Raw genomic sequence first — 12,795 nt, forward strand, 5'->3', positions numbered from 1 at the left:
CCTCGCCTACACGTGGATGGGGTGCGAGATGCGCCCCGAGTCCGCGTCGATCTCCTCGTGGGCCTTGGTCAGCAGGCGCATGGCGAGTTCGTTCAGGGCGCGGGCGCCGGCGATCTCCTCGCCGACCCTGGGCTGGTTGGAGTCGACCTGGTGCCGGGTGGCGTGGCCGTGCGCCCGTACCTCACTGCCGTCCGCCAGCCGTACGAGCGCCACCGCGCGCGTGTGCTGGTCGTCCTCCTCGAACTCCAGCTCGATGTGCCAACCCACGGTGTTGTGCATCATCCCGACCACCTCCGAAAGCCACCGTGTCCCCTGTTTCCAGGGTGCGCCCGCCTCCGGCGAAGTTCACGTCGGGCCGGTACCGGTCAGCCGGCCGTGTTCTCCTCGAAGCTCGCGAAGTACGCCGCCGCCATGTCCTCGTCCCCGTGGCCCTGGGCGGCGGCTCGGGCGAAGCGGTCGGCGGTGGCTTCGGCGAGGTCGAGGCGGACGCCGCCCCGGTCGGCGGCGGCGGTGATGAGGCGGGCGTCCTTCTCGGCGGTGGCGACGGCGAAGGAGGCCGGAGTGAGCTTGCCGTCCAGGACCAGGGCGGACTTGGTGCGGAGGTAGCCCATGTCCAGCGGGCCGCCCTCGATGAGGTCGAAGAACGAGCGCGGGTCGACGCCGAGCGCCTGCGCGAGCGCCAGCACCTCACCCGTGGCCGCGGTGACCGCGAGCACCCAGTTGTTGGCGACCAGCTTGAGCCGGCTCGCGCTGCCCTCCGCCCCGTCCTCGCCGGTCCACACCGTACGGGAGCCGACCGCGTCGAAGACCGGCGCGAGGGCGGCCCGCCCCGGCTCGGGCCCGGCGGCCAGCACGGTGAGCTGACCGTCCTCGGCGGGCTTACGGGTGCCGAGCACGGGCGCGTCGTAGAACTCCAGCCCGTGCTCGCGGGCGAACGCGGCGAGGCGGCCGGTCAGTTCCGTACCGGCGGTGGTGCTCTGCACCCACAGCGTGCCGGACCGCAGGGCGGGCGCCGCCTCGCGCATCACGTCCAGCACGGTGTCCCCGTCGTACAGCATGGTCAGCACCACGTCCGCGCCCTCGACCGCCTCGGCGGCCGTGCCGGTGACGCGGACGCCGTCCTCCGCGAGCGGCTCCGCCTTGGCGCGGGTGCGGTTCCAGGCGCGTACGGGGAGCCCGGCGGCGGCGAGGTTGCGGGCCATGGCGGCGCCCATGATGCCGGTGCCCAGCACGGCGACGGTCGGCCGGTCGGTGGCGGTCATACGGTGGCTCTCCTTCTCACGGGGTGCGGTCCCAGGAGGGGCTGTCGATCATGCCCCTCGCCCCCATCCTGCCCGCAGACCCGGCCCACCCCGCCGTGACTCAGCGGGCCTGTTCGTCCCGGGTGAAGAATTCGATCAGTTCCGCCGACGTGGGCTTGTGGTGCGCCTCGGCGGCGGCGTCGGCGCTGCGGGGGAACAGCGCCCGCTCGTACGCGGCCAGCGCGGCCTCCGTGTCGGCGGGGTACGCGGCGAGGGCCTCGCCGAGTTCGGCGGCGTCCAGCATGGCGAGGTTGGCGCCCTCGCCGTTGGGGACGGAGATGTGGGCGGCGTCGCCGAGGAGGGTCACACCGGGTACCCGGTCCCAGCGGTGGCCGATGGGCAGCGTGTAATGGGGGCGCAGCAGCGGTGCGGTGTCGGAGCCGGTGATGAGGGTGCTGAACTCCGGTGCCCAGTCCGCGAACTCGGCCGCGATCCGGGTGGTCGACGCGGCGAGGTCGGTGAAGTCGATGCCGGCGAACCAGTCCAGGGGCCGCGCGAGCGTGACGTAGGCGTGGACGGTCTCGCCCTTCTCCCGGTGCGCCCCGATCCAGCGCCCGTCCCCGTCCGGGTCGACCGCGCCGAACATCCCGCCGCCGACCATCTTGGCGACGGCGGGGTGCCGGGTCTCCACGTCGAAGAGGTAGGTCTCGACGAACGCCTCCCCCGCGTACTCCGGCACCGCGTCGGAGAGCAGCGGCCGCACCCGCGACCAGGCGCCGTCCGCGCCGACGAGGAGGTCGGCCGTGACGGAGGTGCCGTCGGCGAAGGTCACCTCGTGGCGCCCGTCGGCCAGCGTCCGGGCGCCGCTGACCTTGTGCCCCCAGCGGACGGTGCCCTCGGGCAGCGAGTCCAGCAGAATCTGCCGCAGCTCACCCCGCTGCACCTCGGGGCGGCCGCCCGTACCGTCGTCGCCCTTGTCGAACAGCAGCGAGCCGTCCCGGTGGAAGAACCGCATCGCCTGCCGGCCCTCCAGCACGATCCCCCGGAACTCGTCCATCAAGTCGGCTGCCTTGACGGCCAGTTGCCCGTTGTAGTCGTGAATGTCGAGCATCCCGCCCTGCGTACGCGCCCCCGCCGACGCCTCCGCCTCGTACACGGTCGCCCCTATCCCGCGCACCTGCAACACCCGAGCCAGCGTCAGCCCCCCGAGCCCCGCACCGATGATCGTGACGTGAGTGGACATGCTCTCTCCTCGCTGTAGGGAACCAGCCGGGCGATCCCTGACTGGCACCCCCAACGTCCCAACCCACCCCGACACCCCACCGACACCGCTCCGACAGCCCCGACAGCGGGCCGACAAGGGTGCGCGTGAGGAGCTTTTACTCGGGCCGCTCCTCGTCCCACGTATGCCGCCCGCCGTGCTCCTCGAAGAGACAGCAGCTCTCCCCCGGCGCGCCGGCGCTCGCCACCGGACAGTCGGCGAGGACGACCAACGCGGCCTCGCTGTCGGACCAGCGCAGCCACGACGCGGTGGCGTACTCGGCATCATCCAGGAAGCCGTAGTGATCACCGGTCCGGTGCTCGGAGAGCTGGCACTGCACGGCACGGTCGACGTGGCCCGAAGATGACCGCTGCTGCGCCTCTCGCAGAATGTCCAGCGGCACCCGCCGCCAATGCGCGCACCTCGTCATCGCGCCGTCCTGACACCGGCTCCGCAGCGCGGACACGAACAGGGCGGAAAGCCGACGGGGTTCTCCGAGAGCCTCCGCCCCTTCTGCTCCAGCACTTCCACGACCCGGCCCCAGGTCCGTCCGGAATCGTGAGAGACCCGGCGCGTCATGCGAACCCGCGGCCGAGAACCGGAGTCCTCCGTGGGTGGCCCGCTGTCACTGGAGTACCCCTGCCCGTCACCTCTGGCAGCCATGGCCTCACCTCTCCGTCGTACAACCCCGATCCGGGACGACACCCAGGAAATCGCCCGAAGCCGGAGATGACCACGGCATCCATGCGGCACTCTGGTCGCATATCCGCGCACGCACCGTAGCCAAGGGCCGGGGTGGGAAGGGAGCGGCCATGGGACTGGCACGACGGCGGAAGGCCCTGGGCTACAGTCAGGAAAAACTGGCCCAGTTGCTCGGCGTGGACCGCACCACGGTCGGGCGGTGGGAAAGCGGCAGGATCGCTCCCCAGCCGGCTCAGCGGCGAGCGTTGGCAGCCGTGCTCGAGATCAGCCTGCACGAGTTGGACGCCCTTCTGGCGCCGCCGCGACCCAGCGGCGGAGCGGACCAGGGACGGCTGTCCGGCGGCCCTCTGGACGCGGGAGACTCCGACGAGATGATCCGCCGCGAATTCCTTCGCCTGCTCACCGTCAGCGGGGCCCTTGCCGTGCTCCCCGCTGAAGAGGCCGAGGCACTGGCCGACGGGGTGCGCAGGGGCGCTCCCGCCGACTTCGCCCGCATGAACGGCCACCTGTGGCAGGTCTACCAACTGGCCCGCTCCAAACGGTCCGTCCATCCTGTCGTGCGCGACCAACTGACCAGACTCACCGAGGCGCTGGCGCAGAACCGGAGCGGGACGCGTCCCATGCTGACCGCAGCGGCGGACCTCTTCCAGTTGGCCGGTGAGGTGGCCTTCGACGCCGACCGGCATTCCGACGCAGTCTCCTCCTACGCACTCGCCGCCTCCCTCAGCAAGGACGCGGGCGCGTACGACCTGTGGGCCTGCGCCCTCGTCCGGCACGCGTACGTCGAGATGGCGGAGCACCGCTACACCCAGGCCGCCGAGATGCTCGGCGCCGCCGAAGCCCTGGCCGCCCAGGGCGACAGTGCCCTGTCGACCCGCTACTGGGTGGCTTCCGTACGGGCGGAGGCCCACGCCGGGCTCGGGGATCTGGACGCGTGCGAGCGAGCGCTGGACCGGGCGGAGGAGGTGCGGGGCCTGAACGGGGACGGCGGCAACGGCGGCTGGCTCAGGTTCGACGGCTCACGCCTGGCCGAGGAGCGCGGGGCACGGTATGTGCGGCTGGGGCGCCTGGACTTGGCGGACAGCACGCTGAAGAAGGCGCTTGACCAGGGGCCCTTGGCCTCCGGTCAGTCGTTCCGGCGGCGGGGCACCGTACTGGTCGGCCTGGCGGCCGTCGGGGCGAAGCGGGGAGACCCCGAGCAGGTGGTCGCGTACGGCAGTCAGGCCGTCGAGCTGGCTCGCACCTCCGCCTCGGGATATGTCGCCCGTAGACTCCGTGATCTGTACGACGAGTTCGGCACCCTGCGCCGTGATCGACGCGTGGCGGAACTGGGGGCGGAGATCGTCGCGCTGAGCACACCGTCACGAGAGGGGTAACCATGTCGGAGACCGAGGGCGCACGACTCTTCCGGGAAGCCTGGATCGCCGGTGTGCATCGCCATTTCCCCGGTGAGCCCAAGCCCGGTTACGTGGCCCCGTGGGACGAGACCCCGCAGTGGGAGCGGGAGGCGGCGGGGGCGGTGGCCGCGCAGGTGCGTCAGTTCGTGAGCCTCAGTGACGGTGCCGCCGCGCGGCTGACCCGCGAGCAGAAGGGCCGGTTCGTCGCCATCTGCTGGACCGCCCAGATGTACCGGCACTTCACCGACCCCAAGCCGGCCTACGTGGCCGACTGGTCCGAACTCCCGGCCTGGCAACAGGAGACCGACGCGGACATCTTCGAGACGATCGAGAAGTCGGTGGACTGACCACCCCCTCGCCTCACCCCGCGTGCAACATCAACCCGATCCCCACCACCAGCAACCCCGCCGCCGCGACGCGCGGAGCGCCGAAGCGTTCCTTGAAGAAGAGGGCGCCGATGGCCGCGCCGACGATGATGGAGGACTCGCGGAGGGCGGCGACGGGGGCGAGGGGGGCGCGGGTCTGGGCCCAGAGGACGAGGGCGTAGGCGGCGACGGAGAGGACCGCGCCGAGGAGACCGAGTTTGGCGTACGGCTTGAGCTGGCGGACCATGTCGCCGCGGACCCGGTAGTACATGTACGCGGGGATGAAGATGCCCTGGGCGGCCATCAGCCAGGCGATGTAGCCGAGCGGGGTCTGCGCGTGCCGGACGCCGATGCCGTCGAGGACGGTGTACACGGCGATGGTGAGCCCGGTGGCGACGGCGGCGCCGATGGCCTTCCAGTCCGGGCGCCGCCCGCGCAGCCCCCACAGACTCACCCCGGTCAGCCCGACGCAGGACACGGCGCCCGGCCGCCGCCCACCCGCCGGGCACCTCGTGCGCGAACAGGGCGGCCAGCACGGTCACCACCAGCGGAGCGGTACCGCGGGCGATCGGGTACGCCTGCCCGAAGTCCCCGAGCCGGAAGGAGGTCATGAGCAGCGCGTAGTACGCGACATGCACCCCGGCGGAGGTGAGCAGATACGGCCACGCGGGCCCGGCCGGCCAGGGTGCGAACAGCGCCATCACCAGCCCGACGACCAGGCCGCCCCCGGCGATCAGTGTGAAGCCGGTCAGCTTGTCGCTGATCCGGTGGGCGATGGCGTTCCACCCGGCGTGGGTGAAGGCGGCCAAGAGGACAGCGGCGGTGACGAGCGGCGTCACCGGTCAGGACCAGTCGTCGTCATGTCCGGCACGCTAACCGATCACTGTGTGGCCTGTACACGGAATTTGACCGGGGTCACCCGGCACTCATCACCCGAACAAACCCGGCCAGTTGCACGGAGTCACTGACTCGGGGCCCGGAACACCCTTAGGCTGCGGAGCATGAATGGGACCGAGGGCGCTCGACTGTTCCGGGAAGCCTGGATCGCGGGGGTCCGCCGCCACTTCCCCGGTGAGCCCGAACCCGGATTCGTCACCCCGTGGGAGGACGTACCGGAGTGGCAGCGGGAGGTCTCGGGGATCGTCGCGGAGCGCATCCAGGGCCTGATGAAACTCAGCGAGGGCAACGCCGCCCGGCTCTCCCGCGAGCAGAAGGGCCGCTTCGTCGCCATCTGCTGGGCCACCGAGGTCAGCGACCAGCTCGACGAACCCGACCCCGCCGAGCTGGCCGAATGGCCCGACCTCCCCGTCTGGCACCGGGAGACGGTGGCGGACGTGTTCGAGGCGCTGGAGAAGACGGCGTGACGACGAACGGCCGGTGAGGCATCCGCCCCACCGGCCGTCCCCCTACAGCACCGTCAGGCGCGGACCAGTTCCCGGTCCCCGTCCGGGTCGGAGTCCGTCTTCAGGCCCTCGCCCTCGACGTCCACGTTGGGCAGGGCGCGGTCCAGCCAGACCGGGAGCCACCAGGCGCGGCGGCCGAGCAGGGCCAGGACGGCCGGGACGATCGCCATGCGGACGATGAAGGCGTCGAAGAAGACGGCGATGGCCAGGCCGAAGCCGATCATCTTGATCATCGACTCGCTGGAGCCGATGAAGCCGGAGAAGACGGCGATCATGATGACGGCGGCGGCGGTGACGACGCGGGCGCTGTAGCGGAAGCCGGTGACGACCGCCTGGCCGGGGTTCTCCCCGTGGACGTACGCCTCACGCATCCGGGTCACGAGGAACACCTCGTAGTCCATGGCGAGTCCGAAGACCACACCGACCATGAAGATCGGCATCATCGACATGACAGGACCGGTCTGCTCGACGTTCATCAGGCCGGACAGCCAGCCCCACTGGAAGACCGCGACGACCGCGCCGAGGGCGGCCAGCACGCTGAGCAGGAAGCCGAGGGCCGCCTTCAGCGGGACCAGGATCGAGCGGAACACCACGATCAGCAGCAGGAAGGCGAGGCCGACGACCAGCGCGAGGTAGGGCAGCAGCGCGTCGTTCAGCTTCTGCGAGACGTCGATGTTCATCGCCGTAGCGCCGGTGACCAGCAGCTTCGCGTCCGTCGCGGAGGCGATCGACGCGCTCTTGCCCCGGATCGCGTGCACCAGGTCCTCGGTGGTGGCCGAGGACGGCTGGGACTTCGGTACGACGGTGATGATCGCGGTGTCGCCCGCCTTGTTGGGTGCCGGCGGGGTGACCGTGACGACGTCCTTCAGACCCTTGATCTCGTCGCCGACCTTGGCGAACGCGGCCTTCTTGTCGGCGCTGCCCTTGGCGTCGACGACGACCATCAGCGGGCCGTTGAAGCCGGGGCCGAAGCCGTCGGAGAGCAGGTCGTAGGCGCGGCGCTGGGTGGTGGAGACGGGCTGGGAGCCGTCGTCCGGGAGGCCCAGCTCGAGTGAGGCGGCCGGGACGGCGGCGGCACCGAGGCCGACCACACCGAGCAGCAGCACGGTGACCGGGCGCCGGACCACGAAGCTGGCCCACCGGGTGCCCATGTTGGGACGGCCGGCCTTCTTCGCCGCGCGCCCCCCGCCGAGCAGCTTGCTCTTCTCGCCGGCCGGCTTGACCGTACGGCCCGCGTACCCGAGCAGCGCCGGGATCATGGTGAGTGCGATCAGCACCGCGATGGCGACCGTGCCCGCGGCGGCCACGCCCATCTTGGTCAGCATCGGGATGTTGACCACGGAGAGCCCGACCAGCGCGATGACGACGGTGAGGCCCGCGAAGACCACCGCCGAGCCCGCCGTACCCACGGCGCGGCCCGCCGCCTCCTCGGGGTCGCGGCCCTCGGCCAGTTCGGCGCGGTAGCGGGAGACGATGAAGAGGGCGTAGTCGATGCCGACCGCGAGGCCGATCATCGTGGCCAGGGTGGAGGTGGTGGAGCCGAGGTCGAGCGGGGTGGCCAGCGCGGTGATCGTGGAGACGCCGATGCCGACGCCGATGATCGCGGTGAGCAGCGGCAGCCCGGCCGCGATGAGCGAGCCGAAGGTGATGACGAGGACGACAGCCGCGATGGCGATGCCGATGATCTCGCTGGAGCCGGTCTCGGGTGCGGTGGTGAGCGCGTCGCCGCCGATCTCGACCCTCAGCCCGGCGTCCCGCGCGTGCCCGGCGCTCTCCTTGAGGGCGTCACGGGAGGAGTCCTCCAGCTCCATCCCGGAGACCTTGTACTTCACCGAGGCGTAGGCGATCGTGCCGTCCCGGCTGACCGCCTTGCCGGTGTACGGGTCGGTGACGGAGGCGACCTCGGAGCCGGAACCCAGCTCCTTGACCGTCTTCTGCACGGCCGCCTTGTTGCCGGCGTCGGTCATCTTCTGGCCCTCGGGCGCCTTGAAGACGACGCGGGCGGTGGCGCCGTCGGCGCTCATGCCGGGGAAGCGCTGCTCCAGCAGGTCGAAGGCGCGCTGCGCCTCGGTGCCCGGGATGGAGAAGGACGAGTTCCCGGCGGGCGGCGCGGAGGCGGCGCCCACCCCGGCGAGGGTGAGCAGCGCCACCCACAGCAGGGCGACGAAGTGCCGTCGCCGGAAGGCGAATCGGCCGAGTTTGTACAGGTACGTGGCCACGAGGGCGTACTCCCGGTCAGGTCGTGGAGAGCATCTGGGCAGGAAAGGTCAGCCCGGCGACGTGAGCGGAGACGTCAGGAGGTGGGCTTGCTGGGGAGGGGTCGGTCAGGTGGTGGGGACGCCGAGAGCGGGGAGGATCACGGCGTCGATGTAGGAGCTGATGAAGTCCTGGGTGGGAGGCTGCTCGTCGATGAGCGCCCGGGTGGCGAACGCGCCGATCATCATGTGCACCACGAAGGGCAGCGCCGGGTTGTCCGGGGCCACTTCGCCCCGGTCCACGGCACGCGAGAGCATCCGGCGAAGCTCGGTGATCTCGGGCTCGATGATCTGCTCCCGGAACGCCTGCAGCAGGTCCGGGTTGGTGTGGGTGGCCATGGCCAGGCCCCGCATGAGGGCGCTGTTCTGCTCCATGGCGCAGTCGTCCTCGCGGTGCACGGCCGCCAGGAAGTCCCCGCGCAGCGAGCCGGTGTCCACGTCGGAGATCCGGCCGGGTTTGGTGTGCCGGATCGCGCGGGCGACCAGTTCGGCCTTGCCGCCCCACTGGCGGTAGAGCGTGGCCTTGCTGGAGCGGGTGCGGGCGGCGACGGCGTCCATGGTGAGGGCGTCGTAGCCGACCTCGCGGAGCAGGTCGAGGACCGCCTCGTACAGCTCGGCCGCGCGCTCGGGCGTGAGCCTGCTGCGGCGCACGGTGGCGGCGTCGGTCATCCGCCTCACCCTCTCCCGCTGATCAAGACGACGCTGTACGGGACTCCGTACAGGATGACGGTACCCCGGCCTTCTACGAAACGAAACCGTTTCGTACGGCCCTGGGGCGTGTCCTGCGTCACGGGGCGCGGGGCCGCACGAGTTGCTGTGCCTCTCGTGCCGGAAAAGCATGGATGGGTGAGCTATCTGCGGCTTCCCCACATCAGTGACGATCTGCTGTGCTTCGTGGCCGAGGACGACCTCTGGCTGGCGCCGCTGGACGAACCGGGCCGCCCCTGGCGGCTCACCGCGGACCGCACCAAGGCCGGACACCCCCGTTTCTCGCCCGACGGCAAGCAGATCGCCTTCACGAGCTGGCGCAGCCTGGTGCCGGAGATCCACCTGGTGGACGTGGCCGGCGGCCCGGCGCGGCAGCTCACGTACTGGGGCAGCGCCGACACCCAGGTGTGCGGCTGGACGCCCCCCGACCAGCACGGAAAGAGCGACATCCTGGCCGTCGCCTCGCACGGCCAGCCCTTCTCCTACTTCACCTGGGCCCACAAGGTCGGCACCGACGGCAGCCCCGGCGGACGGCTGCCCTGGGGCCCGGTCGGTGACATCCAGGTCGCGGACACGGCCGGCGAGCACCAGACCCTTCTCCTCACCGGCACGCCCCCGCACGAACCGGCGTCCTGGAAGCGGTACCGGGGCGGTGCGACGGGACGGCTGTGGCTCCAGGGGCAACGGCTGCTGGAGGACATCGACGGCCAGCTCTCCTCCCCGATGTTCGTCGCGGGCCGCATCGCCTTCCTCTCCGACCACGAGGGCATCGGCAACCTGTACTCCGTCGCCCCCGACGGCACCGACCTGCGCCGCCACACCGACCACGACGCCTTCTACGCCCGGCACGCCGCGACCGACGGCGAGCGGGTGGTCTACCAGTGCGCCGGTGACATCTGGATCGTGGACGACCTCTCCCCCACCGGCACCCCGCGCAAGCTCGACATCGACCTGGGCGGCGCCGCCCCCGGCCGCCGTCCCTACCAGGTGCCCGCCGCGCACAACGTGGACGGCCTCTCCGTGGACGAGACCGGCCGGGCCAGCGCGGTCACCGTCCGGGGCAGCCTGTACTGGCTCACCCACCGCGACGGCCCGTCCCGCACCATCGCCGACACCCCCGGCGTCCGGGTCCGGCTGCCGGAGATGCTGGGCTCGACCGGCCAGCTCGCCTACGTCACCGACGCCGAGGGCGACGACGCGATCGCCATCGCCCAGCTCCCCCGCGCCTCCGGCGGCCGCGAGCCCCGGCTGCTCGGCGAGGGGAGGCTCGGCCGGGTGCTGGAGCTGGTCTCCGACCCGGAGGGCGAACGGCTGGCGGTCGCCTCGCACGACGGCAGGCTGCTGCTGATCGACGTAGCCGAGGACGAGGAGGGGAGGCAGCCCGGCACCGTCACCGAGCTGATCCGCTCCGACAACGGCCCCGTCCGCGACCTCGCCTTCTCCCCCGACGGCGCCTGGCTCACCTGGTCCCACCCCGGCATCGGCCGCTCCCTGCGCAAGATCAAGCTGGCCCGGATCAAGGACCGCCTGATCGTGGACGTCACCAACGGCCGCTTCGAGGACGAGAACCCGGTCTTCACCAGCGACGGCCGCTACCTCGCCTTCCTCTCCTGGCGCGGCTTCGACCCGGTCTACGACGTGCACACCGGCGACCTGTCCTTCCCGCTCGGCTGCCGTCCCTACCTGGTCCCGCTGAACTCGGCCACGCCCTCCCCGTTCGCGCTCAATCCCGAGGGGCGTCCGGCGGCGGGCGGGCTCGATCCGCTGGAGGCAGGGTCCGGCGAGGGCGGCACGGTGACGGTGGAGGTGGAGGGGCTGGAGAACCGGGTGACGCCGTTCCCGGTGATGTCCTCCAAGTACTCGGCGCTGCGCCCGGTCGCGGGCGGCGGGCTGGTCTGGCTGCGCTGGCCGATCTCCGGCGCGCTGGGCGAGACCTTCGTCAACCCGGCCGACATCAGCGGCCGTCCCACGCTGGAGCACTTCAACCTCAGCAAGGCGAAGAAGACCGAACTGGTCGGCCACCTCGACTGGTTCGAGGTGAGCGGCGACGGCACCCGGCTGGTCGTGGTGGACGAGGGCGACCTGCGTGCGGTGCCCGCCACCGAGCCCGGCGACAGCGACAGCACGGTCTGGATCGACCTGCGGCGCATCCTGCACGAGGTGGACCCGGCCGCCGAGTGGCGCGGTGCCTACGCCGAGGGCGGCCGGCTCATCCGGGACTACTTCTGGGACCCCGGCATGTGCGGGATCGACTGGCCGGCGATCCTGGAGCAGTACCGCCCGCTGGTCGAACGGGTCACCTCCCCCGACGAGTTCGCCGACCTGATGCGCGAAGTCCTCGGCGAACTGGGCACCTCGCACGCCTATGTCACCCCGGCCCGGCGCAACGAGGGCCCGCCGCACTACCAGCGCCGGCAGGGCCTCCTCGGCGCCAACTTCGTCTGCCGGGACGGCGCCTGGATGGTCGCCCGCATCCTCGACGGTGACTCCTCCGACTCCCGCGCCCGCTCCCCGCTGGCCGGCACCGGCATCCGTGAGGGCTCCGTGCTGACCCATGTCAACGGGCGCCCGGTGGACCCGGTGACCGGGCCCTACCCGCTGCTCGCGGGGTCCGGCGGCACCACCGTCGACCTCACCTTCACCCCGCCGCCGGGCGAGCCGGGCCCCGCCCGCCGGGTGGCCGTGGTCCCGCTGCTCGACGACCGCTCACTGCGCTACCAGGACTGGGTGGCCAAACGCCGCGAGGTGGTACGGGAGTTGAGCGGCGGCAAGTGCGGCTATCTGCACATCCCCGACCTGGGCGGCTCCGGCTGGGCGCAGTTCAACCGCGATCTGCGCCTGGAGGTGTCCCGGCCCGCGCTGATCGTGGACGTACGCGGCAACGCGGGCGGGCACATCAGCGAGCTGGTCATAGAGAAGCTGACCCGGACCATCCTCGGCTGGGACCTGACCCGCGACGCGGAGGCGGTGTCGTACGCCTCCAACGCGCCGCGCGGGCCGGTCGTGGCGCTCGCGGACGAGGCGACCTCCTCCGACGGCGACATGATCACCGCCGCCTTCAAGCTGCTCGACCTCGGCCCGGTCGTCGGGCAGCGCACCTGGGGCGGGGTCGTCGGCATCACCGGCCGGCACCGGCTCGGGGACGGCACGGTGATCACGGTGCCGATGAACGCGGCCTGGTTCGACGAGTACGGCTGGTCCGTGGAGAACCGGGGCGTCACGCCGGACCTGGAGGCGCTGCGCACCCCGCTGGACTGGGCCGAGGGCCGCTACGCCCAGCTCGACGACGCGGTGGAGCTGGCGCTCGACATGCTGGAGACGACCCCGGCCGCGGTGCCGCCCGACTACAGCGACGTACCGGACCGCTCGCGGCCGAAGCTGCCGCCGCGCGAGGAGGGGGCATAGAAAAGGGCGGGACTTCCCGCCACTTACAACGTATAGCGCAAGGGGGGCCTTGCGGCAA

The 12,795-nt window shown here is 71.7% G+C and carries 10 protein-coding genes and 1 pseudogene; 4 read left to right on the top strand and 7 right to left on the bottom strand.

Translation table 11 applies throughout. The annotated features are described in order from the left end of the window. Nucleotides 1-6: 6 nt before the first annotated feature. From E5083_RS23405 to E5083_RS23420, 4 genes are all read right to left on the bottom strand, one after another. Nucleotides 7-282 (bottom strand): DUF1876 domain-containing protein, encoded by a 276-nt coding sequence (locus tag E5083_RS23405; RefSeq protein ID WP_135787674.1) that lies wholly within the window; start codon nucleotides 280-282, stop codon nucleotides 7-9. Between the two features lie 83 nt (nucleotides 283-365). Further along, nucleotides 366-1,262 carry an NAD(P)-dependent oxidoreductase gene (locus E5083_RS23410; RefSeq protein ID WP_135787675.1) on the bottom strand — a complete coding sequence of 299 codons (897 nt, stop codon included), beginning with the start codon at nucleotides 1,260-1,262 and terminating at the stop codon, nucleotides 366-368. A 100-nt stretch (nucleotides 1,263-1,362) separates the two neighbouring features. Then, a complete protein-coding gene (locus E5083_RS23415) occupies nucleotides 1,363-2,484 on the bottom strand; it encodes an FAD-dependent oxidoreductase (RefSeq protein ID WP_135787676.1) in 1,122 nt (373 codons plus the stop codon). 136 nt (nucleotides 2,485-2,620) lie between these two features. After that, nucleotides 2,621-2,932 carry a hypothetical protein gene (locus E5083_RS23420; protein WP_135787677.1) on the bottom strand — a complete coding sequence of 104 codons (312 nt, stop codon included), beginning with the start codon at nucleotides 2,930-2,932 and terminating at the stop codon, nucleotides 2,621-2,623. A 382-nt stretch (nucleotides 2,933-3,314) separates the two neighbouring features. Between E5083_RS23420 and E5083_RS23425 the strand changes: the two genes are divergently transcribed. Further along, a complete protein-coding gene (locus tag E5083_RS23425) occupies nucleotides 3,315-4,580 on the top strand; it encodes a helix-turn-helix transcriptional regulator (RefSeq protein WP_135787678.1) in 1,266 nt (421 codons plus the stop codon). Between the two features lie 2 nt (nucleotides 4,581-4,582). Further along, a complete protein-coding gene (locus tag E5083_RS23430) occupies nucleotides 4,583-4,948 on the top strand; it encodes a hypothetical protein (protein ID WP_135787679.1) in 366 nt (121 codons plus the stop codon). 13 nt (nucleotides 4,949-4,961) lie between these two features. Here E5083_RS23430 and E5083_RS23435 read toward each other — a convergent pair. Then, nucleotides 4,962-5,805, bottom strand: a pseudogene (locus E5083_RS23435) (EamA family transporter). 162 nt (nucleotides 5,806-5,967) lie between these two features. On the opposite strand from E5083_RS23435, the gene E5083_RS23440 reads away from it, so the two are divergent. Beyond that, the gene (locus E5083_RS23440) at nucleotides 5,968-6,330 is read left to right on the top strand and encodes a hypothetical protein (RefSeq protein ID WP_135787680.1); all 363 of its coding nucleotides are present in this window, start codon (nucleotides 5,968-5,970) and stop codon (nucleotides 6,328-6,330) included. A gap of 53 nt (nucleotides 6,331-6,383) precedes the next feature. On the opposite strand, the gene E5083_RS23445 is transcribed toward E5083_RS23440, so the two are convergent. Both E5083_RS23445 and E5083_RS23450 read right to left on the bottom strand, forming a co-directional pair. After that, nucleotides 6,384-8,588 (bottom strand): MMPL family transporter, encoded by a 2,205-nt coding sequence (locus E5083_RS23445; RefSeq protein WP_135787681.1) that lies wholly within the window; start codon nucleotides 8,586-8,588, stop codon nucleotides 6,384-6,386. A gap of 105 nt (nucleotides 8,589-8,693) precedes the next feature. Next, entirely contained in the window at nucleotides 8,694-9,293 is a 600-nt protein-coding gene (locus E5083_RS23450; RefSeq protein WP_135787682.1) for a TetR/AcrR family transcriptional regulator, read from the bottom strand. A gap of 177 nt (nucleotides 9,294-9,470) precedes the next feature. On the opposite strand from E5083_RS23450, the gene E5083_RS23455 reads away from it, so the two are divergent. Beyond that, nucleotides 9,471-12,737 carry a S41 family peptidase gene (locus tag E5083_RS23455; protein ID WP_135787683.1) on the top strand — a complete coding sequence of 1,089 codons (3,267 nt, stop codon included), beginning with the start codon at nucleotides 9,471-9,473 and terminating at the stop codon, nucleotides 12,735-12,737. The last annotated feature ends 58 nt before the right edge of the window (nucleotides 12,738-12,795 follow it).

Origin of the sequence: Streptomyces bauhiniae, assembly GCF_004784475.1 — a bacterium.
GTDB classification, from domain to species: domain Bacteria; phylum Actinomycetota; class Actinomycetes; order Streptomycetales; family Streptomycetaceae; genus Streptomyces; species Streptomyces seoulensis.